The organism is Aeromonas sp. 603607, from assembly GCF_049171595.1.
GTDB classification, from domain to species: domain Bacteria; phylum Pseudomonadota; class Gammaproteobacteria; order Enterobacterales; family Aeromonadaceae; genus Aeromonas; species Aeromonas veronii.
On the sequence record NZ_JAAKOV010000001.1, the window covers coordinates 337,779 to 358,394 of the forward strand.

Here is a 20,616-nt window from a genome sequence, read left to right on the forward strand (position 1 = left end):
ATCCATGTGTCTATCCATTCCCTCTCAGGTGGTGCAGCTGCACCCCGAAGATAACTGCGTCACCGTCGACACCCTGGGGGTGCAGCGGCGCGTCAGCTGCATGCTGCTCGAAGAGCCTCTCAACATTGGCGATTATGTTCTGCTCCACATCGGCTTTGTGATGAGCAAGATTGATGAAGAGGAGGCGCAGGCCAGCCTCGAGAGCTTCCGCCAGATGGTGGCCCTGATGCCAGAGCAGGATATCTTGCCATGCTGACACTCAATGATCTCTTTCAGGGCTTTCGTCAGCCCGAGGTGATCCGCGCCCTCGCAACCCAGATCACCGAACTGGCCAAATTACTCCCCGAACCGCTGCGGGTGATGGAGGTGTGTGGCGGCCATACCCACACCATCATGAAGTACGGCCTGCACCAGCTGCTGCCCGCCAGCATCGAGTTTGTCCACGGCCCCGGCTGCCCGGTCTGCATCATGCCCAAAGAGCGCATCGATCAGGCCATCGAGCTCGCCCGCCAGCCCAACGTCATTCTGGTGACGTTGGGGGACATGATCCGGGTGCCGGGCTCCAAAGGCACGCTGGCCCAGCAGCGCGCCAAGGGGAGCGATATCCGTCCGGTCTATGACCCCCTCGACGCCCTGCGTATCGCCAAAGAGAATCCGGAGAAAACCGTGGTCTTCTTCGCCATCGGTTTCGAGACATCCACCCCGATGACTGCGGCGCTCTTGGCTGCCGCGGAAGATCAAGGGATCGAGAACCTGCTGTTTCATATCAACCATGTGCTGGTGCCCCCCGCCATTCATGCGGTGATGGCCGACGGAGTGGCCAAGGTGAATGCCTTTATCGGCCCCTCCCACGTCAGCGTCATCACAGGCGCCGATATCTACCTGCCCATCGTCGATCGCTATCAGGTGCCGGTGGTGGTGAGTGGCTTCGAACCGGTGGATGTGATGGAGGCACTCTTGATGATGGTGCGCCAGAAGGTGGAGGGTCGCTACGCGCTGGAGGTGCAGTACAGCCGCGCCGTCACTGCCAGTGGCAATAAAGCCGCCCAGCGGCTGGTCGAGCGCTTTTTCGAGACCCGCGAGCACTTTCGCTGGCGGGGTCTGGGGGATATCAACGCCTCTGCCCTGCGCCTGCGGGATGCCTTTGCCAAGCGCGATGCGGAGCGCCACTTTGCGCTCAATCAGACCCCCATCGATGACCACAAGGCGTGCCAGTGCGCCGATATCCTGCGCGGCCTGGCCAAACCGAACCAGTGCAAAGTCTTTGGCCGGGGCTGCACCCCGACCCAACCCATGGGCAGCTGCATGGTCAGCTCCGAAGGGGCCTGCAATGCCTACTACCGATATATGGGGATCCAATGAGAGAAATTCAGTTAAGCCACGGCGGCGGCGGCGTGGAGATGAACCAGCTGATCAACCAGCTCTTCTTTCGCCACTTTGGCAACGAAATCCTGCTGCGCGGTGAAGATGCCGCCCTGCTGCCGGTAAACGGCCCAGTCGCCTTCACCACCGACAGCTTTACCGTCTCGCCGCTCTTCTTCGAGGGGGGCGATATCGGCAAGCTGGCCATCGCCGGCACGGTTAATGATCTCGCCATGATGGGGGCCAAGCCAGAGTATCTGAGCTGCAGCTTTATCATCGAGGAGGGCTTCCCCTACGCCGATCTGGCTCGCATCGTCGAGTCGATGGCCGCGGAGCTTGCCAACAGCGGTGCCCACATTGTCTGCGGCGACACCAAGGTGGTGCCCAAGGGGGCGGCAGACAAGCTCTTCATCAACACCAGCGGGGTCGGCACCTTCCCGCTGCCTGAGCAGAGCCGGAGCATCTCGGTACGCAACCTCAAGGCCGGTGACGCCATTCTGGTGTCGCGGGATATCGGCAGCCACGGCGCCTGCATCCTGATGGCCCGCGACGCCCTGCAGTTGGGATCTGATCTCAAAAGCGACTGCACCACCCTCTGGCCGCAGGTAGAAGCGCTGCTGCAGGCAGGCATTACCCCTCACGCCCTGCGCGATGCCACCCGCGGTGGCCTTGCCGCCGTGCTCAACGAGTGGAGCAGCGCCTCCGGCGTTGCCATCGAGTTGGAGGAGTCTGCCATTCCGGTGTGCGATCCGGTGCGGGGCCTGTGCGAGCTCTACGGTTTCGAGCCCCATGATCTCGCCAACGAGGGGACCATGGTGCTGGCCCTGCCTGCCGAGCAGGCGCAGGACGCGCTGGGCATCTTGCAGCAGTTCAACCCCGCCGCCAGCCAGATCGGTGTGGTGCAGGCAAGCGAGCGCCACAAGGTGATCCTGAGCAACCCTTGGGGCAGCCGCCGTTATCTGGAGCTGCCGCAGGGGGAGCTGCTGCCGCGGATCTGTTGAGCAGCCATGCCGTTCCGTCAATTACAGGGAGGAGTCACTGCTCCTCCCCATATCGGTTAAGGAGCCACCATGCACGAAATGTCTCTGGCCATGGCCGCCATCGATCTGGCCGCCGAGCAGGCCACCCAGCGGGGCTTTAACAAGGTGACCGCCCTCTGGCTCGAGGTCGGCAGCTTCTCCTGCGTCGACCCGGACACCATCGCCTTCTGTTTCGAGGCTGCCGCCAAGGGCACCGCCGTCGAAGGGGCCCAGCTTCACTTTCAACACCAGGCGGCAGAGGCCTGGTGTTACGACTGCAATCAGACGGTCACCCTCACCGAGCGCGGGCAGGCCTGCCCCGAGTGTGGCGGATACAAATTACGAGTCGCGCAGGGTGATAGCCTGCGCATCACCGACATCGAGGTAAGTTGATATGTGTAGCGTATGCGGATGCGGCCAGGCGCGGATCGCCGGCCATGAGCACGATCATGAGCATCATCACGAACATGATCATAAGCACGACCATCATCATGCTCATGATGCCCGTCACCATCATGACCAAGAGCAGGGTGCGCCGCGCACACTGATCATTCACCACCACTATCACCATCAGGGGGATGTCCATCACCACTACCACGGGGTGCGGGCACCCATAAGCCATGAGGGGAATGATCAGCCCCATGAGCACCACCATGATCACCCCCACGACCATCATCATGATCATGCCCACTCTCATGACCACGGCCATTCCCGCGCGCATCCCCATGATCACAGCCATGACCATGACCATGACCATGACCATGACCATGACCATGACCATCAGCAGGGTGATCTGCACTATGGCAAAGGGGAAGCGGGATTGTCGGTCCCAGGTATGGGGCAGCGCCAGCTGATCGCCATCGAGATGGATGTGCTGGCCAAGAACAACGCGCTGGCGGCCCACAACCGCGAACACTTCGACGAGGCGGCCCAGCTGGTGCTCAACCTGGTCTCTAGCCCAGGTTCAGGCAAAACCACTTTGCTGTGCGAAACCCTGCGCCAGCTGGCAGACAAGCGCCCCTGCGCGGTGATCGAAGGGGATCAGCAAACCAGCGCCGATGCGGACCGTATCCGCGCCACCGGCGTCCCTGCCGTGCAGATCAACACCGGCAAGGGCTGCCATCTGGATGCCAAAATGGTCCACGACGCCTGCCACCAGCTGCCCGCCAATGAAGGGGGCATCCTCTTTATCGAGAACGTCGGCAATCTGGTCTGCCCCGCCAGCTTCGATCTCGGCGAGAAGTACAAGGTGGCGATCCTCTCCGTCACCGAGGGGGAAGAGAAGCCCCTCAAGTACCCGGACATGTTCGCCGCCGCCCAGCTGATGGTGATCAACAAGATCGATCTGCTGCCCTACGTCAGCTTTGACGTGGCCCGCTGCATCGAGAACGCCAAACGGGTCAACCCCTATATCCAGGTGATCCAGGTCAGCGCCACCACGGGCGAAGGGATGGATGCCTGGCTTAACTGGCTGGCCAGTGCCTGAACCGGTTAAACGCCGCTGATAACGGTAGAAAACAAGAGAGGGAGGCTGATACCTCCCTCTCTTTATCTACAAACCTTATCAGGCGTTCTCTCTCTATACCGAATGGCCCGCGCCTCATACTCGCGTCCCCTCACCCTGACCCTCTCCCCAGGGAGAGGGAATCGGTTTGTGAATGCCGACAGCATGCTGCAACTATACGACGCCCTCAAACGCCTCAGGGGGCGGCTTCGAGCATAACAACCAGCCATATTTTCAAACCCCAAGGTTCTCCAAACCCTAAACCCCGAGCCTAGCGAGATGGCACCGTCTGCCCCCTTCTCCCCTTGCGGGAGAAGGGCTGGGGATGAGGGGGAACTAACCCTCAAGCCGCATTTTCAGCCAATACACCAGTCACGGGCTGCATCTCACCAAAGCGCAGCACCCGATGGCAGATCTGGCGCAGCAGTGCCTGCTGGTGGCTGAAGACAAGCATACCAAGCCCGCGCTGCTCGCATTCAACCATCAACTCCAGCCAGAGCTGGCGCTGAACTTGCGGGTCCAGCTGGGCAGTCACCTCATCGGCAATCAGCAGACGAGTGCGAGGATCTAGGGCACGCAGCAGCGCGATGCGGGCCAGCTCGCCACCGGAGAGCTGGCCGGGTTTACGACTGAGCCACGCAGGCTTGACCATAAAGCGAGCCAGCATGGCGTCATCGGGACGCCATACATCCCACAGCGCCTGCCCGGTGGTGCGATAGGGATTGAAGGTGAGTTCGGGGTGCTGGGGCACCAGCTGGATGGGGTTGTAGCCTTTTACCCGTTCAGGCACAGGCTGCCCATCCAGCAGGATCTGCCCGCCCGCCCGAACCGGTTGCCAACCGGCCAATACCCGCCCTAAGGTGGTCTTGCCATGGCCGCTTGGCGCAGATATCCCTAGCCGCTCGCCCGCTTTCACCGTCAGCGACAACCCCTGCCAGAGGGGGCGTCCCCCCTGGGCGATGGTGAAATCCCGTACTTCAAACATCAGGAAACCTCCGGCACAGAGAAGAGTGCATTGAACTCCGGCAGCGCCTGCCAGTGGGCGCGGAGCATCTCGCTCCCCTGCCCCTGGCGCAGATGGTGACAACTCAAGGTATCGCTCACCTGGCCCTGATGCAGGGCCACGATGCGATCGGCAAAGCGGGCCGCCAGCGCCAGATCGTGGGTCACCCAGAGGATGCCGCTGCCCTGATTGGCCAATTCACGCAACTGGGTGAGCAGTTGGCAGGCCAGCCCCTCGTCGAGCCAAGCGGTGATCTCGTCCGCCAGAATGTAGCGGGCGCCGCCAAGGGCCGCTGTGCAGGCCAGAATGCGCTTGGCCATGCCGCCGGAGAGCTGGCGCGGATAGCTGTCCAGGGTGGTGGCGGGCAGCTGGTAGCGCAGCAGCTGCTCGCCGAGCCGCTCGCGAGAACCGCTCTGGCCGCAGAGGCGTGCCGCCCGTCCCAGCTGACGCTCCACCGTCAGCAATGGATTGAGGGCGCTTACCCCCTGTGGCACATAGCAGAGGGTGTGACCGCGCAGACGGGCCCTACTGGCATCGCACAGAGGCGAGCCATCGAGGGAGATGCTGCCGCGCATCCTCAGGTTGTCCGGCAGCAATGTCAGGGCGCTTTGCAACAGCAGGCTCTTGCCCTCGCCGCTCCCCCCCACCAGCGCCACTATCTCTCCCGGCGCCAGTTGCAGGCTGATATCGGTCAGCAAAGGCTGCCAGCTGCGCCGCCCCAGCCAGGAGTAGTGGGCCGCCTCTATGGTCACCTGATCAAAACTCAGCATGGTTCACTCCTGTGCCACAACAGCTGTTGCAAGGCGCGGGTAGCCTGATCAAATAGCAGAACCAGCAGCAGCAACATCAGCCCCGGGAAGAGCGCCAGCCACCAACCGCCACCGGCCAGATAACGCAGGGCATCGGCCAGCAGCAAGCCCAGCGAGGCCTCGTGGGCCGCCAGGCCAAAGCCGAGAAAGCTCAGCGCGGCGCTGTGCAGCACCGCGTGGGGGAACATCAGCAGGGTGCCGATAAACCATTGGGGCAGCAGCCCCGGCAGCAGGTGGGTGCGCCAGCGGCGCAGCGTTCCCATCCCCTGACAGCGCGCCAGCACCACGTAGTCGCTGCTGGCGATGCGCCGCGCCTCGGCGCAGAGAATGAGCGCCAGCTTGGGCCAGTGGGTGAGCGCCACCGCCAGGATCACCCCGCGCATGCCGCCCCCTGCGGTAAAGCAGATCAGGATCAGCAGCAGCATATGGGGCAGCGCCAGCATGGCGTCGATCACCAGCCGCACCGCCGCATCGCACCTGGGATGAACCAGCGAGAGGCTGGCCGCCACCATGGCCAGCAGGCCGCTGCACAAGGCCGTGCTGATCCCCAGCTCCAGACTGGTGAGGGTGCCCTGAAAGGCCCGCAACCAGAGATCCCGCCCCATCTGATCGGTACCGAACCAGTGCACCAGCGAGGGAGGCTGCTGACGGGCCAGCAGATCCATCGGCACATCCTGATGAGAGAGGCTCCAGCCGTAAGTGGCCAGCAGCGCCAATCCGAGCAGGGCAAAAACCAGCCGCAATATGGAGGGAAACGGGTTAAACAGCATGCTCGCCCTCCCAGCCCCGATTGATGCGGACCAGCAGCAAACTGGCCACCGTGTTGCCAATAAAGACCAGCAGGGTGCAGAAGAGCACGATTCCCATCAGCAGGGGGATATCCCCCCGCAGCCCCGCATCCACAGTGGCCTGGCCGAGCCCCGGATAGGAGAAGACCTTCTCGGCCAACAGCGATCCGCCAATCAGCTCGCCAAGGGAGGCAAACTGCAGGCAGAGCGCCGGGGTCAGGGCGTGGCGCAGCACATGAAAACGCAGCATAGGCCAGCCGCCATCCCCCTGAGCGCGGGCGTAGCGGATAAAGTCGCTCTCCAGCACCTCGGCCACCCGCGCCCGGGTATGCAGTGCAATATTGCCCAGCCCGAGCAGGGCGAGCGTGGTGACCGGCAGCAGCAGATGACGCAACCGCATGGCCCAATCCGCCTCATCGGCAGCGAGCCCCGGCGTCCAGGCGCAGCAGACCGGCAGTAGCGGCCAGTGCACCGCAAACAGGGCGAGCAGCAACAGGCCGACCCAGAAGGTGGGCAGGGAGGCGAGCAGATAGGCAAACCGGCAAATCAGGCGATCGGGCCAGCGATTGAGGTAGCGACCGGCGCAGAGGCCCAGCAAAACCCCGAAAAAGCCGGAGAGCAGCCAGGCGCCCGCCAGCAGCAGGAAAGAGGCAGCAAAGCGCTGGCCTATGACTTCACCTACAGGCGCGTTGTAGAGCATGGAGTAACCGAGATCCCCCTGCAGCACCTGGCTAAACCAGTGCCAGTAGCGCAGCCAGAGCGGCTGATCCAACCCCCAGCGAGCGGCGATGCGGGCGTACTGCTCCGGCGGCACATGGAGCAGGTCGTTGCCGATATAGGCCTTGATGGGGTCGATGGGGGAGTAACTCAGCAGCACAAAGGTGGCGACAGAGACCAGACAGAGCAGCCCTGCCAGACGCAGCAGGGCTTTGAGTGTGGCAGTCATCATGGTGGACGAACTTAGCGGCACGTCCACCGCCAATCCTGCAGGTTGTTGAGGAGTGACCAGCTACCGTGGATTTCCGGCGCCCCCTTGCCAAGGTCGATGCAGTAGTTGGCTAGATAGGTATGCTGCACATTGAGCAGCCAGGCCCAGGTGGCATCTCCCTGTACTCCGGCACCAGTCTTGCCATCCCACTCCACCTGCTGCCAGAACGGCACGGCCGCCTGCCAGTTCGGGGCATCCAGCGCCTGCTTGAGGTGGCCATCCACCACAGGGTTGCTGTAGTAGCCCGGGTTGTAGAACTCCACGCCGCCGGAGCCGCTCTGGTAGTGGTGATAGAGCTCCATGGGATCCAGACTCCCCCACCCCATCAGCACCGGATTGGCGTGCATCTCGCGCTCCACCTGCTCCCAGCTGCCGGATTTAAGGCTCACTTCGAGGCCGATGGGTTTGAGCATGGCCCGCACCGCTTCCGCCAGATCTCGGCGGGTGCTGTCGCCGCTGGTGTACCAGAGGGTAAAGGCGGCTCTCAGGTCGCCCTTGTGGCGAATGCCGTCACTGCCCATCTTCCAACCCGCCTCATCGAGCAGGGCATTGGCGTGGGCCGCATCCCCATCCTTGAAGGCGGTGGCTTTGTTTAGCCATGGCAACCCTTCCACCGCGCTGTAAGCGGGGATGGCGTGCCCCTCCAGCAGCTGGTCGGCCAGCAGCTTGCGGTCAATGGCGTAGTTGATGGCACGGCGCACCGCCACGTCCGAGGTCACGTCGTTGCCGATGGGATAACCCTTGGCATCTTTTTTACCAGCAGCAGGAATGGGGAAGACGATGCCGCGGTTCTCCACGCTCGGCCGCACCCACAGCTTGAGGGAAGCAGGCACGGTTGGCGCAAGCGACGGGGCGATGCGCACTAGGTCGAGCTGGCTGCTCTGGGCGGCGGCGTAGGCGCTCTCTTCATCGATAAAGACAAACACCAGCCGCTTGAAGTCATTGCTGCCGCCGGCGTAATGGGGGTTGGCCTCTACCACCAGCTGCTGGCCGGGCAGGAAGCTCACCAGCCGGTAGGGGCCGGCGCCGACCGGATGGCGGGCATAGCGCTTGGGATCGTAATCCCGCTTCGACACGATTCCGAGCGATCCCAGCACATTGACGAAGGTGCTCTGGGGGGCACTCAAGGTAATGGCCACCTCAGTGGGCGAGAGCACCTTGGCCGAGACAAAGTTGCCCATGTCGATCTTGCCGCCGCCCTTGGCTGCGCTGTTGTAGGTAAAGGCCACATCTTCGGCGGTGAGCGGCGCACCGTTTGAGAATTTCAGGTCAGGCTTGAGGGTAATGAGCCACCCCTTGCCATCCTTGCTCGGGGTCACCGCTTGGGTGAGCACGTCTTGCCAGCTGAGGTCGGCGTTTTGTTTGAGCAGCGGGCTATGCAGCAGCAGGTAGCTGCCGTGGCTCCAGCCAAGCAGAGGGTCAAACCCTTCGGTGGGTTCGGCTCCGATGGCGAGCTTGAGCTCGGCAGGCACAGGTTGGGCAGCGGCCAGCGCCGCGTGAGAGGCAGTACCCAGCAGCAGAGTCAACAGGGCGGCAACACTGGTGCCACAGTAATGGCGAAGGGAATTGCGTGGAACAGTCATGGGGATCCTTCTTGTTTTGTACCACTCACGGAACATCACTCAAAAAAGAGGTGGAATGCGTGTCTGAGCATGGGAGTGAGGGGCCAAATGGCCCCCTATTCTAAACTTGATTTCGCGTGAAACCTAGCGACTATGCCGGTTGACCGCGCCGGGCACCGAATAGTCGTCTACGACCCAGATCCACGCCGCCAGCCCCTTGCTGCACCGGCAAGGAGAGCAGCATCTTGAGGGTGCTGCTCACCAGTGCTCGCCCCTCCCCGGCCCCGAGATGGGGATCGAGCGGCGACATCAGGGAGCAGGCCAGCAGCTGACCACTTTCGGGCAGTTCACCCACCATAAAGGTCATGTTGCCGCAGGGGAGCTGCAGGGCGAGTCGATCGCTGTTGCTGCGCACCGGCCAGAGTTGATCTGGCCCCGGCAGCACCACCACGCTCAACATCCAGGGGGTGAGCACGCAGCCGAGCCACTGACCTTCAAACAGCACGCACTCCGCAACGATGGGCATGGTGGCGTGATAGAAGGGCAGCGCCTGCATCTCTTCGCGAGCGATCCGCTCGTACTGGGCTACCAGCAGGGGCGCGGGATTACTAACAAAACCCGAAAACTCCTGCACGCGCTCCTTCACAGCATCAAGCTCGCTTAAATGAGACTGCGCCATAGGCCCTCCCGTGCTTGTTCAGCTTTCTCCTGCTCAGAGAGCACAATGGCGGGCGCACCAACGGCAGCCAGCAGGGTCAAAATCCGATCCGTCGCCTCACCCATGGCAGCCACCACCACAGGGGTGAGGCCGATACGCGGTTCGAGGGATTCGGGCTCGACCCCGATCAGGGTGAGCCGCTTGGGCGACTCCCCCGTCATGTGCAGCGCCGAGAGCACATCCGCCAGCCCCAGCTGATGGGGGGAGATCTTGCGGCCAAACAGGGTCGGGATCTCCTCATCCTTCAGGGTTACCACTGTGCCCGGCGGATTACCGCTGCGCACCGCATCCACCAGAATGATGTGATCGCGACTGGCCATCGCTTCGAGCAACTCCATGCCGGCGGTACCGCCGTCGAGCAGCTCGATGCCGGGGGCGAAACGGTATTCGCGCCCCAGCCCCTCAACGATGCGCACACCGACGGCCTCGTCACTCAAGAGCAGGTTGCCCACGCCCAGGATCAGGGTGTTCATCACAGCACCTTCACCTGAGTCGTTTCGCCGTTTTGGGTATCCACCACATGCACTGCGCAGGACATGCAGGGGTCGAACGAGTGGACGGTGCGCACCACTTCCAGCGGCTTGGCGGGATCCGCCACCGGGGTGCCCACCAGCGCCTGCTCGTAGGGGCCGGGTTCATCGTTGAAGTTGCGCGGGCCCGAGTTCCAGGTCGATGGCACCACCGCCTGATAGTTCTCGATCTTGCCACCCTTGATGACGATCCAGTGGGAGAGCATGCCACGCGGCGCCTCTTCAAAGCCCACCCCGCGAAACTCTTTATCCGCCGGGATCTCGGCCTTGATATAGGCGGTGGTGTCCCCCTTGCCGATGTTGTCCACCAGCGCCTTCCACTGATGTGACAGGGTATCTTTGAGCACGCAGCAGCGCACCGCGCGACCGATGATGCGACCCATGGTGGAGTGCAGCTGTTCGGTCTTGATGGCCGAGCCGGTCAGCGCCTTGTAGATGCCGTTCAGCTGATCGAAATGCGCCACCGTCTCCGGGTGTTTGGCGGCCAGCTTCACCAAGAGGTCTGCGAGCGGCCCCACCTCCACCACCTTGCCGTAGAAGGTGGGGGATTTGACCCAGGAGTATTTGCCGTCATCCTGCCAGCCGGTGTAATCGGGCTCGGTCTTGCCCTCCCAGGGTTTGAGGGGCTCGTCATCCTTGTACCAGGCGTGCTTGTTGCTCTCGGCGATGCCGTCCATCAGCCAGCCATCCTGATGGCTCTCGATGGGGCGATAACCCGCCAGATTGCCATTCTCGATATAGCCGCCCGGCATCAGGAAGCTGCCGCCGTTACCGTCGGTGGGAAGCTCCGGCACGCTCAGGTAGTGCTTGGCCCCCTGCCCCAGGTTCAGCCACTCGGGGTAGTGGGCGGCTATGATGGCGGCATCCACTTTGTAGACCTGCTCGATAAACTCGCCGAGCCGGTCGATAAAGCTCTTCACGTAGAGCAGCCGCTCCAGGTTGAGCACACTCGGCGCATCCAAGTTGATGGGGTTGGCCACGCCGCCCACTGCGAGATTCTGGATGTGGGGGGTCTTGCCGCCGAGAATGGCGACAATGCGGTTGGCATCGCGCTGGCACTCCAGTGCCTGCAGATAGTGGGCCACGGCGATGAGGTTCACCTCCGGGCTCAGCTTCATCGCCTTGTGACCCCAGTAGCCGTTGGCAAAGATGCCGAGCTGGCCGCTGGCTACCAACGCGCGGATTTTATCCTGCACCTTGGTCAGCTCGTCGGCACCGTTGAGGGACCAGGTCGATACCCCCTTGAGCATGTCCGCCGCTTTTTGCGGATTGGCCTCAAGGGCCGCGGTGATATCCACCCAGTCCAGCGCGGAGAGCTGATAGAAGTGGACGATGTGATCGTGGATGTTGTGGGCCGCGATGATGAGGTTGCGGATGTACTGGGCGTTCACCGGCACCTTGGCGCCGATGGCGTTCTCCACCGCCCGCACCGAGGCGATGGCGTGAATGGAGGTACATACCCCGCAGATACGCTGCACTATCATCCAGGCATCGCGCGGGTCATTGCCCTTGACGATCTCCTCCATCCCGCGCCACATGGTGCCGGACGACCAGGCCTTGGTGACAACGCCGCCTTCGATTTCGCAGTCGATACGCAGGTGACCCTCGATACGGGTGATGGGGTCTATGGTGATACGTTGGCTCATACGTTGGCTTTCCCTCGGGCCTGATAATCTTGGTGAACACGTTCAAGTGATGGCAGTACCGGCAACAGCCGGATCAGCAGCAAATAGGCACACACTTCGATGGCAACAAAGCCAAGGGAGATCAGCACCTCCGTCGCGGAGGGGAAGTAGTGGTAGCCATTGCCGGGGTTGAAGGCGATCAGGGAGTAATCCAGTCGCCAGAGGGCTGCGCCCAGCAGCATGCTGAGGGCCCCCAGAAAAAGCATGCGCGAGTCCCGGCGGCTCTTGTCCCAGTGGAACACCAGCAGCGGGAAGATCATCAGCGCGATCTCGCTCCAGAACAGAATGGAGTAGCGGTTGAACTCGGAGAGGTACTCCGACTTGTCGTGGATGACGATCTCGGCAAAGCGCAGCGCCACAAACAGGATCAGGAAGATGTCGATCACCTGGGTCAGTTTGTAGAAGAGCGGCTTCTCGTTAGGGCCACGCCCCGCCAGCCCCGCCTGCACCAGAGAGCCCTCAAACACCACGATGGAGAAGCCCATGATGAAGGCGGTCAGAAGCGAAAAAACCGGCAGCAGCTCATAGCTTTGCCAGAGCGGATGGATCTTCTCCCCCGCCACTATCATCAACGAGCCCATCGAGGATTGGTGCATGGTGGGCAGCAGTGCCCCCAGCGCCAGCACGAAGAACATGATCTTGTTGAGGCGAATGAGCGACGCCTTCCAGCCGAACTTCTCCAGCAGCACGGGCGCAAACTCCAGCGCCATCACCCCGATATAGATGGTCATGCAGACCGCCGTCTCGAACAGCACCGAGGAGGTGTTGAAGTGACCGGGCAGGTAGAAGTACGGCAGGTTCCAGTAACGCCCCACGTCGATAGTGATGGAGAGGCCACCCAGCGAGTAGCCAAACAGGCTCGCCAACAGGGCCGGTCGCACCAACGGGTGATACTCGCCCCGGTTGAACACATAGACCGCCCAGGCAAGCGCCCAGCCGCCACAGGCGAAACCGGTGCCAATCAGCAGATCGAACGAGATCCAGAGCCCCCAGGGGTAGCCGCCATTCAGGTCGGTGACCGAACCCAGCCCGAAGACGAGGCGTTTCAAGATCAGCATGCCGCACAGCACGGCAAAGGGGGCCAGCACCAGCACAGGCCAGCTGACCAGCTTGCCGCCGAGGGGATACGCCTTGTGATTACTCATGATCCTTGCCTCCCTTTGTGGTGCCCTGATCCTTGATCTGCACACTCCCCTGATCATGGCCATCATCGTGATGGTGATCGTGACCATTCTTGGTGTTGCGGCGAATGAGCACCGAGAGGCCGGTCAGCACCACCATGGGCAGCACCATCCCCTTGTAGAGGGTGTGCTGGATATGCTCGGAGCGGGCACCGGAGGAGAGCTCCGGCAAGTCGGGCATGTCGAGCTTGGTGTAGGGCACCCCGGCCAGCACCAACACCTGGGTGCCGCCCCCCTCCTTCTCGCCATAGACGTAAGGCTGGTAGTTGGGCACTTCGTGCAGGTAGGGGTCGTTGGCAGAGAGGGTCTGGCGCGGATAGGCATATTCGCTGCCCGGAGTCGCCAGCAGACGACGCTTGGCCTCGGCCATCAGCTCCTCGCGGGTGCCGAAGATCACGGCGCCGGTGGGGCACACCTCGACACAGCCGGGCAACTTGCCCTGATCGATCCGCTCAAGCCCCTTCTGGTTGCAGAGCTCGCACTTGTGGATCGCCCCCAGCGGATTGTCGTAGTCATATTTGGGCACATCGAACGGGCAGCCCACCATGCAGTAGCGACAGCCGGTGCAGACGCTCGGGTCGTAGTGAACGATGCCGGTCTTGGGGTCTTTTTTAAGAGCCTGCACCGGGCAGACGGAGACGCAGTTGGGATCGACGCAGTGCATGCACTGCTTCTTGATGTAGGCATAGCCATCCACCAGCTGATCCTTGTGCTCGCCAGTGCCACTCTTCCACACCTGAATGATGTTGTTGGTGTAGGGGGTCAGCTTGTCGTTGTTGGACCAGGTTTGCGCCCCGGCTGGATTGGCCGGGTTGCCGTTGAGGCGCTGACACTCCGCCACACAGGCCTGACAGCCGACGCAGAGGGTAGAGTCGTAGAGCATGCCGAGCGCGCCGGGAATGGGCGGCTTGTTCTCGGCCGCCGCCAATGCGCTGCCGGAGACTGTGGTGCCCGCCGCCAGCGCGCCGACGGAGGCAAATTTGAGGAAGTTGCGTCTGTTCACGGTTACTCCTCCCGTGATGGGTGCTGCCCGGCTTCGTGGCGCTTCTGCTGGCGACCGAGTTCACGCACCGTCATCAGACTCACCCCTACCAGCACCCCGAGGGCGCCACCGATAAGGCCGGTTGCGGTGGGCGAGGTATACCCCCCCTCCTGGATCTTCACATCGGGTTTATCCACCCTCGGAGTCGGGTTCTCTACCTTGGCGAGCTGGAAGATCCCCTTGCTGAAACCGACACCCTGCTCGTTGCAGCCATAACAGGGGTGACCGATCCCGACCGGCCAGATGCCGCCGCCCACATCGCAGAACTCCAGGGTCGAGCAGTTGCCATAGGTCTCCGGCCCCTTGCAGCCCAGATGGTAGAGACACCAGCCCTGCCGGTGGCCCTCATCGCCAAACTCCTTGGCAAAACGGCCTGCGTCGAAGTGCGGACGACGCTCGCAGTTCTCGTGGATGAGCCGCTCATAGGCAAACAGCGGACGCTTCTTGCTATCCAGCGCCGGCAGCTTGCCGTAGGTGATGTAGTAGGCAACCGTGGTGAGGAAGTTGTGGGGATTGGGTGGGCAACCCGGGATATTGATGATGGGGGTGCCGATATTACCGAGCGCCTCTTCAAGGCTGACGGCGCCGGTCGGGTTACCGCCACTGGCGGGGACGCCGCCCCAGGCAGCGCAGGAGCCGATGGCGATCACAGCAGCCGCGTCGGCGGCAGCACGGCGAATATGGTCGACGATGGGTTCACCGGCCACCATGCAGTAGACGCCGCCATCTTTGAGCGGAATGGAGCCATCCACCACCAGCACATACTTGCCTTTATAGCGCTTGATGGCGTTGTGCTTGTTCTCTTCCGCCTGATGACCAAAGGCCGCCGAGAGTACCTCGTGGTACTCCAGCGAAATGGTATTGAGGATCAGGTTTTCGATGGTGGGGTGCGTGGCGCGCAGCAGCGATTCGGTACAACCGGTGCACTCCTGCGCCCCAATCCAGATCACCGGCGGCCGCTCGGGGCTGGTGAGCGCAGTGGCCATCTTGGCGACGGCATGCTGACTTAATCCCAGGGTTGCGGCCATCCCGGCACACAATTTCATAAAATCACGGCGATTAATCCCATGAGCCGATAAAAAATTATCCTCGACCATTCTAGTTATTCCCGTAGTGAGCACTTGTTTGGTAAATGCTTAATAGGAGAAATGCTAAGGACTCACCCACATCACAGTATTGATCTCTATCAACTTCGACCGGCTTCCCCCTATTTACATAGCGAGCCACATCACAAACAGAATTAATTACCCCCAAAGAGATATTTAGCAACTCCGTAAATTTTATGAACTTAATTGGATATTAAATAATTAATCGCCGCATATCCTCTCTTTCACTGTGAGCCAAATTAACATGATTGAAATCTTGGCTATACCGCTCATTTCACAATACTGATGCCCACCAATAAATGATCCATTGAACATATCTTTACTCATCTCATTGCATATTCCATACAGTCATCCACGGAACAACCTCCTGACTTGCCTCCCCATACCAGAACTGTCTCACGGCCAGCTACCACCGGTAGCAAGCACGGCCTGCACGGCACGGTTTACCTGCATGTCGCTTGGTTTCAGTTTGCATTTTACCTGCGCTTCAGTGCGACACGTTCTACTGCAAGCCCACACAGCACAACCCCGCTTGGCCTCCCTGCCCGTTTAACACCGCTTAATGAAAAGATGCCGCCGAGGTATGCATATCAATACGCTCCCCCCACTCTTTATTGTCTTGGATGCTGGTGAGTAAAATATCGCACTCACGGATATGTTTACGCATCATCGTGAATCTGCATTCAAATTAATGGTAAGAGAAAAGGCAAGGTGGAAGGCTGCCTGCAACATAGTGATCATATTTAACTCGTGATGCATTCGCTCATCCGGTTACAGATGTTACCGCCCACCTTAACACTATTTACCTTCACGTCACCCTGCGTAATTAACCAGAGCGTAAATATCCATATCTATCGATATAGATGATAATTATTCTTGTTCAATGGCAACCCTAAAAAATGAGTTGGGATGACAATGAACATGACAAGCGATAAGGGTGTTAACCATCACCCAAGCAGTGGTGCCAGCAACTGCAGCGCCTTATCGAACTCGAACTCGTTGACCGCCCGGCTCACCTCTTGAAATGCAGCACGCAGCGGCAATGCACTGCCAGCCAGATCAGCCTCAATCTGCTGACAAAGCGCCAACGCCTGGGCATCGCTCTGTGCCAGCAAGGCCCCCAACTGCTGGAGTTGCGCCGCCAGCATCCCGGCATCGATGCCTCGGGAAGCGCCCATCGTCACAGGGGACACTGCCAGCGCGGCTTCCAGCCCAGACAGCAGGGGCTTCAGCTCGGCCATCAGGGATGGCAAGCGGGTTGCGACCCCTGCATCATCCCCCTCTTCACCGGCTTGCTCGAGCAGCGCCGCCTGCTCCGCCACACCGGTCGCCCCTATGGTGCTGGCACTGCCCTTGAGAGTGTGAACCAGACGCCGGGCCGTGACTTTGTCATCCGAGGCCCACGCCGAGTGGAAACTGGCTTCAAACCCCTGCTGCCCGTTACAAAAGCGCTGCAACATATTGCGGTAGAGCGCACTGTCGCCCCCCATCACGGCCATGCCCCGCTGCGCGTCAAGGCCGGGCACGCCTTGCCAAGGGGTCGCATCGTCAGTCACCTGCAACTTGCTGGCGGCAGCCAGAGGTCTGGCAGGTGTGATCCAGTGCGAGAGGGTCGCCAGCAACAGCGGCATATTCAAGGGTTTGGCGATATGGTCATTCATGCCTGCCGCCAGCGCCTTCTCTTTATCCCCGACCATGGTGCTGGCTGTCATGGCGATAATGGGGATCCGGGCCAGCGTCGGATCGGCGCGGATCAACCGGGTCGCGGTGTACCCGTCCATCACCGGCATCTGGCAATCCATCAGGATACCGTCAAACCCGCGATCTTGCGCCAGCAGGGCGAGCGCCTGTGCCCCATCGCAAGCACAGACCAGGGAGATCTGCTCCTTGCCCAGCAGGGCCAGCGCCACCTCCCGGTTCATGTCGTTATCATCCACCAACAGCAGACGAGCCCCCGCCAGCCCATGAGCGGGCAGCGCAACCTGATGATAGGGGCTTGCATCCGATAACGCCTCTCGTCCCACGGCATCGCCCCCCTGCGCCTTACACAATGCCTGACACAGTGCCTGCGGGGTAAACGGATGGGCCAGCACATCACACGGCGCCAACCCCAGCGCAGCAACATAGCTGGCAAGCGGTGCGGGATCGCCCGAGGTGATCAGCAAGATCGCGGGCGGCGCTGCCAGCGTGCCAACCTCCTGCAGCACCTCTGACAACCAGCTCTCCCCCTCCAGCCAGCCCAGCACAACTCGATCACAGGGTTTGCCCGCCGCGATGCCTTGATGCAGCAGTGCCAGCACTGCGGCGGGCTCGTCCGCGCAGACAAGCTCAACAGACAGCGCCGCCAGCTGGTGGAGAATGGCCGCTCGCGAAGCAGGACACGACTCCAGCAACAGCAGACGCTGCGGCGCCAGCGGCATGGCCACACGTTGCTCTTTCTCCTTACCCTGATCCGCCAGGGTGGCGAGACAGATACGGAAGTGGAACTCGCTGCCCTGCCCCGGGGCGCTCTCCACCCGGATCTCACCGTCCATCAGTTGCACCAGATTGTTCGTGATGGCCAAACCAAGACCAGTGCCACCATATTTGCGGGTGGTCGAGCTGTCAGCCTGTTCAAAGGAGTGGAAGAGACGCTGGCACTGCTCGGCTGTCATGCCGATACCGCTATCCTGCACACTGCCCTGCAGCCAGATCTTGCCATCTCGCTCGTTACTGCGTGCCAGCCGGACAATCACCTCTCCCTGCTCGGTGAACTTGATGGCATTGCTGGTCAGGTTGAGCAGGATCTGGCCAAGCCGCAGGGGATCGCCGCACAAACGGTCAGGCAGATCAGCGGCCAGATCGAACAGCAGCGCCAGCCCCTTTTCCCGCGCCCGAAACGCCGTAAGATCCGCCAGCCACTCGAACACCTCGTTGAGCTGGAAATCCACCTTCTCCAGTTGCAACTTGCCCGCCTCCATCTTGGAAAAGTCAAGGATGTCGTTGAGGATCCCGAGCAGGTTGTTCGCCGCTCTGTCTATCTTGCTCACATAGTTGTGCTGCTCGGGGGAGAGGTTGGTTTGCAGCACCAGATGGGCCATACCGATGATGGCATTCATTGGCGTGCGGATCTCATGGCTCATGTTGGCCAAAAATTCGCTCTTGGTTCGGGTGGCATCTTCGGCGATCTGCCTAGCTTCTAGCATGGCGGCCTCAGCCTGCTTGCGGTCGCTGAAATCGAAGATGATCCCGTCCAGATAGATGGCCTTACCCTCGGCATCATAGGTGGCGAGTCCGATGGAGTAGACCCAGCGGAGCTGACCCCAGCGATCGAAGATGCGGTACTCGTTGATGTATTGCCGGTGTTCGGCAATGGCCTCGATGGTGTTGCGGTTGCTCAGTTCGAGGTCATCGGGATGGATCAAGTCACCAAAATCGCGGCTGTTATCGACAAAATCGCTGGCGGGATAGCCGGTTAATTTTTCCGCCTCGTCGCTGACGAACAACATGGTCCAGGGATGATGAGGCAAGCAGCGATAGACCATACCCGGTACGTTGCGCACCATGGACTGGATCCGCTGCTCGCTCTCGTGCAGCCGCTGGCGATCTGCCGCTATCCGGTCATGAGCCTCCCGCATGGCCTGCTCGGCGGCACGGATCGGGGTGATGTCGACCAAGCTGCCGACCGCACCGCTTCGCTCGCTCTCGGCAAGCTCGATCCCCGAGAGAAAATAGAGCATGTCCAGAGGACGGCCATCCGGCGAAAACAGGCGCACCTCATGCTGCGTTCTGGCCTGACTGCCCGCCACCCTTTGCAAGGTGTTACCCTCATCCACCGCATCCAGTCCGGCCAGTTGCGGCAACTCCGCCAGCCGCTTGCCTTCGACCGGCCGGGCGCCACCAAATGCGCTGGTAAAGGCGCGATTCACCCCCAGCAGGCGCCCCTGATTGTCGGTATAGAAGAGAGGATGTGGCAGGGTATCGATCAACGCCTGCTGGAAGGCAAACTGCTCGTTGCGCTCGCGAATGCTGCGGCGACGCAACATCCTCCCCTGCCAGAGCAGGGCCGAGCTCAGACATATCAACAGGGCGGTGCCGAACAAGGCCACTCGCCGCCATCCTGACACGGCCTGTTCCACATTGCCCAACAGCAGCAGCGTCCACTGCCCTTTGGCATCGTGCCACTCGATAGGCATGCGGCTCACCAGATAGCTATCTTTCCCTATCCGAACTTCACTGCCATCGAGTGCAGGCAGGATCACCGGTTTGCGATCCGGGGCAAAGTAGTGTCCATATAGGCGAGAGGCAAAGAGCTGCTGTTGCCTGGCGGCAGAGTTCGGTCCCACCACCGCCATTTGCCAATCGCTCTTGTTGCTGGCCATCACCACTCCATCTGGCGAGACCAGCAAACCGATGGTATCGCCCCACCCGGCCAGAAAGGTATCGAGCAGCGCCATCTCGTAACGCGCCACCACCACCCCAGTAATGTCGCTTCCTTGCGCCCGATCGTGAGAGACTGGCGCCGCCACATAGATCATCCGCTTGCCGGTATTGAGGCTAACCCCGGCATCTACTGTTTCCAGCCCCTTGAGCCCTTGCCTGAAGTAGGAGCGAAACGACACATCCTGCCCGACGACATGGCGGCCAAGCGCATCCCAATCACGGACAATCACCCCTGCTTTATTGGTAACAAAGGCATGATTGGCCTTCACCCCCTGCGCCAACACCTGCAGAGCTTCGCTCGGGCTCAGCTCCCCCCGCTCGAGCAGTGACGATTGCTGGATCTCGCGGTTGAGGCGGCCAGCCAGTTGCACCGCCCCCATCCCCTTGCTTGAGAGGGTCAGTTGCTGCAGATTGTCGCCCTCGCGCTGAATGCGGGTATCCAGCGACTGGCGATACTCCTGCCGCTCCAGCTCCAGATAGAAGGCATCGACCAGCGTGGCCAACATCAGGGAGAGCAACAGCACGGCAGTAATGTGCCAGAGACGCGATTTCATGGTTGACAGCATGCTCCATCGTTCTGCCTGACCATCATCAGCACCGCCTCACAGGAGAAGACGTGCAATAAAAGGCACTCACCGAGCAGCGTATTCATCAAATTGTGGCAGCCACTCTTATCATCAACCAGCAGCACCATAGGATGAGCCGCGCTCGGGGCAAGATGTTCCATATCTCGTGATTCTCCCTGCCAAGATGGAGGATGGCGACCCCTGCCAACCTTTCTCACACCATAACGGATCCCCCGACAGGCAGCCATGACAACCCGGTTGAAATGTGCGCACAACCCGACAGGAGCCAGCAACTCACAAGGGATAAATCGGATACAAGAAAAAAGTGGAT

At 61.2% G+C, this 20,616-nt stretch carries 19 protein-coding genes; 5 read left to right on the forward strand and 14 right to left on the reverse strand.

All coding sequences use genetic code 11. The features are described from left to right. Positions 1 to 4: 4 nt before the first annotated feature. The 4 genes from G5315_RS01480 (at position 5) to hypA (ending at position 2,774) form a co-directional block, all read left to right on the forward strand. Positions 5 to 256: a HypC/HybG/HupF family hydrogenase formation chaperone gene (locus G5315_RS01480; RefSeq protein WP_021230224.1), complete on the forward strand. Its 252-nt coding sequence runs from the start codon at positions 5 to 7 to the stop codon at positions 254 to 256. Continuing rightward, complete coding sequence (gene hypD, locus G5315_RS01485) at positions 250 to 1,362, forward strand: hydrogenase formation protein HypD (protein WP_421249254.1); 1,113 nt, start codon at positions 250 to 252, stop codon at positions 1,360 to 1,362. Before G5315_RS01480 ends, hypD begins: the two co-directional genes overlap by 7 nt. Then, entirely contained in the window at positions 1,359 to 2,363 is a 1,005-nt protein-coding gene (hypE, locus tag G5315_RS01490; protein ID WP_421249253.1) for a hydrogenase expression/formation protein HypE, read from the forward strand. The genes hypD and hypE overlap by 4 nt, the downstream gene beginning before the upstream one ends. A gap of 69 nt (positions 2,364 to 2,432) precedes the next feature. Further along, entirely contained in the window at positions 2,433 to 2,774 is a 342-nt protein-coding gene (hypA, locus tag G5315_RS01495) for a hydrogenase maturation nickel metallochaperone HypA (protein ID WP_005301911.1), read from the forward strand. Here hypA and G5315_RS01500 read toward each other — a convergent pair. Further along, positions 2,752 to 3,108 (reverse strand): hypothetical protein, encoded by a 357-nt coding sequence (locus tag G5315_RS01500; protein WP_421249252.1) that lies wholly within the window; start codon positions 3,106 to 3,108, stop codon positions 2,752 to 2,754. The two genes, hypA and G5315_RS01500, sit on opposite strands and share 23 nt — an antisense overlap. On the opposite strand from G5315_RS01500, the gene hypB reads away from it, so the two are divergent. Then, positions 2,995 to 3,867 carry a hydrogenase nickel incorporation protein HypB gene (hypB, locus tag G5315_RS01505; protein WP_421332378.1) on the forward strand — a complete coding sequence of 291 codons (873 nt, stop codon included), beginning with the start codon at positions 2,995 to 2,997 and terminating at the stop codon, positions 3,865 to 3,867. The two genes, G5315_RS01500 and hypB, sit on opposite strands and share 114 nt — an antisense overlap. A 361-nt stretch (positions 3,868 to 4,228) precedes the next feature. Here hypB and G5315_RS01510 read toward each other — a convergent pair whose 3' ends face one another. The 13 genes from G5315_RS01510 to G5315_RS01570 form a co-directional block, all read right to left on the reverse strand. After that, on the reverse strand, positions 4,229 to 4,870 hold the full coding sequence (locus G5315_RS01510) for an ATP-binding cassette domain-containing protein (RefSeq protein WP_421230786.1): 642 nt from the start codon (positions 4,868 to 4,870) through the stop codon (positions 4,229 to 4,231). Then, positions 4,870 to 5,658: an ATP-binding cassette domain-containing protein gene (locus G5315_RS01515; RefSeq protein WP_421230785.1), complete on the reverse strand. Its 789-nt coding sequence runs from the start codon at positions 5,656 to 5,658 to the stop codon at positions 4,870 to 4,872. Before G5315_RS01515 ends, G5315_RS01510 begins: the two co-directional genes overlap by 1 nt. After that, the gene (locus tag G5315_RS01520) at positions 5,652 to 6,467 is read right to left on the reverse strand and encodes an ABC transporter permease (RefSeq protein WP_421332187.1); all 816 of its coding nucleotides are present in this window, start codon (positions 6,465 to 6,467) and stop codon (positions 5,652 to 5,654) included. Before G5315_RS01520 ends, G5315_RS01515 begins: the two co-directional genes overlap by 7 nt. Beyond that, positions 6,457 to 7,461, reverse strand: coding sequence for an ABC transporter permease (locus G5315_RS01525; RefSeq protein ID WP_421332188.1), 1,005 nt, complete (start codon positions 7,459 to 7,461; stop codon positions 6,457 to 6,459). The genes G5315_RS01520 and G5315_RS01525 overlap by 11 nt, the downstream gene beginning before the upstream one ends. Next, the gene (locus tag G5315_RS01530) at positions 7,446 to 9,056 is read right to left on the reverse strand and encodes an ABC transporter substrate-binding protein (protein WP_421332189.1); all 1,611 of its coding nucleotides are present in this window, start codon (positions 9,054 to 9,056) and stop codon (positions 7,446 to 7,448) included. Before G5315_RS01530 ends, G5315_RS01525 begins: the two co-directional genes overlap by 16 nt. A 130-nt stretch (positions 9,057 to 9,186) precedes the next feature. Beyond that, a complete protein-coding gene (gene hybE, locus G5315_RS01535; protein ID WP_421332191.1) occupies positions 9,187 to 9,714 on the reverse strand; it encodes a hydrogenase-2 assembly chaperone in 528 nt (175 codons plus the stop codon). After that, positions 9,696 to 10,226: a HyaD/HybD family hydrogenase maturation endopeptidase gene (locus G5315_RS01540; RefSeq protein WP_421332192.1), complete on the reverse strand. Its 531-nt coding sequence runs from the start codon at positions 10,224 to 10,226 to the stop codon at positions 9,696 to 9,698. Before G5315_RS01540 ends, hybE begins: the two co-directional genes overlap by 19 nt. Beyond that, on the reverse strand, positions 10,226 to 11,929 hold the full coding sequence (hybC, locus tag G5315_RS01545) for a hydrogenase 2 large subunit (protein WP_421332193.1): 1,704 nt from the start codon (positions 11,927 to 11,929) through the stop codon (positions 10,226 to 10,228). Before hybC ends, G5315_RS01540 begins: the two co-directional genes overlap by 1 nt. Beyond that, on the reverse strand, positions 11,926 to 13,113 hold the full coding sequence (gene hybB, locus G5315_RS01550) for a Ni/Fe-hydrogenase cytochrome b subunit (protein ID WP_108541755.1): 1,188 nt from the start codon (positions 13,111 to 13,113) through the stop codon (positions 11,926 to 11,928). The genes hybC and hybB overlap by 4 nt, the downstream gene beginning before the upstream one ends. Continuing rightward, positions 13,106 to 14,152, reverse strand: a complete 1,047-nt coding sequence (gene hybA / locus G5315_RS01555) for a hydrogenase 2 operon protein HybA (protein WP_227340660.1) — start codon at positions 14,150 to 14,152, stop codon at positions 13,106 to 13,108. The genes hybB and hybA overlap by 8 nt, the downstream gene beginning before the upstream one ends. A gap of 2 nt (positions 14,153 to 14,154) precedes the next feature. Then, on the reverse strand, positions 14,155 to 15,288 hold the full coding sequence (gene hybO / locus G5315_RS01560; RefSeq protein WP_005345182.1) for a hydrogenase 2 small subunit: 1,134 nt from the start codon (positions 15,286 to 15,288) through the stop codon (positions 14,155 to 14,157). A 956-nt stretch (positions 15,289 to 16,244) separates the two neighbouring features. Continuing rightward, positions 16,245 to 20,273, reverse strand: a complete 4,029-nt coding sequence (locus G5315_RS01565) for an ATP-binding protein (protein ID WP_421332196.1) — start codon at positions 20,271 to 20,273, stop codon at positions 16,245 to 16,247. Then, positions 20,270 to 20,446, reverse strand: coding sequence for a hypothetical protein (locus G5315_RS01570; protein ID WP_421222511.1), 177 nt, complete (start codon positions 20,444 to 20,446; stop codon positions 20,270 to 20,272). Before G5315_RS01570 ends, G5315_RS01565 begins: the two co-directional genes overlap by 4 nt. Between the last annotated feature and the right edge of the window lie 170 nt (positions 20,447 to 20,616).

What these genes read in the sequence shown, in the direction of transcription:
- G5315_RS01480 (WP_021230224.1), top strand. Translation starts at nt 5, where the DNA reads ATGTGTCTATCCATTCCCTCTCAGGTGGTGCAGCTGCACCCCGAAGAT.
- hypD (WP_421249254.1), top strand. Translation starts at nt 250, where the DNA reads ATGCTGACACTCAATGATCTCTTTCAGGGCTTTCGTCAGCCCGAGGTG.
- hypE (WP_421249253.1), top strand. Translation starts at nt 1,359, where the DNA reads ATGAGAGAAATTCAGTTAAGCCACGGCGGCGGCGGCGTGGAGATGAAC.
- hypA (WP_005301911.1), top strand. Translation starts at nt 2,433, where the DNA reads ATGCACGAAATGTCTCTGGCCATGGCCGCCATCGATCTGGCCGCCGAG.
- G5315_RS01500 (WP_421249252.1), bottom strand. Translation starts at nt 3,108, where the DNA reads ATGGGGATGCGCGCGGGAATGGCCGTGGTCATGAGAGTGGGCATGATC.
- G5315_RS01510 (WP_421230786.1), bottom strand. Translation starts at nt 4,870, where the DNA reads ATGTTTGAAGTACGGGATTTCACCATCGCCCAGGGGGGACGCCCCCTC.
- G5315_RS01515 (WP_421230785.1), bottom strand. Translation starts at nt 5,658, where the DNA reads ATGCTGAGTTTTGATCAGGTGACCATAGAGGCGGCCCACTACTCCTGG.
- G5315_RS01520 (WP_421332187.1), bottom strand. Translation starts at nt 6,467, where the DNA reads ATGCTGTTTAACCCGTTTCCCTCCATATTGCGGCTGGTTTTTGCCCTG.
- G5315_RS01530 (WP_421332189.1), bottom strand. Translation starts at nt 9,056, where the DNA reads ATGACTGTTCCACGCAATTCCCTTCGCCATTACTGTGGCACCAGTGTT.
- hybE (WP_421332191.1), bottom strand. Translation starts at nt 9,714, where the DNA reads ATGGCGCAGTCTCATTTAAGCGAGCTTGATGCTGTGAAGGAGCGCGTG.
- G5315_RS01540 (WP_421332192.1), bottom strand. Translation starts at nt 10,226, where the DNA reads ATGAACACCCTGATCCTGGGCGTGGGCAACCTGCTCTTGAGTGACGAG.
- hybC (WP_421332193.1), bottom strand. Translation starts at nt 11,929, where the DNA reads ATGAGCCAACGTATCACCATAGACCCCATCACCCGTATCGAGGGTCAC.
- hybB (WP_108541755.1), bottom strand. Translation starts at nt 13,113, where the DNA reads ATGAGTAATCACAAGGCGTATCCCCTCGGCGGCAAGCTGGTCAGCTGG.
- hybO (WP_005345182.1), bottom strand. Translation starts at nt 15,288, where the DNA reads ATGGTCGAGGATAATTTTTTATCGGCTCATGGGATTAATCGCCGTGAT.
- G5315_RS01565 (WP_421332196.1), bottom strand. Translation starts at nt 20,273, where the DNA reads ATGAAATCGCGTCTCTGGCACATTACTGCCGTGCTGTTGCTCTCCCTG.
- G5315_RS01570 (WP_421222511.1), bottom strand. Translation starts at nt 20,446, where the DNA reads ATGGAACATCTTGCCCCGAGCGCGGCTCATCCTATGGTGCTGCTGGTT.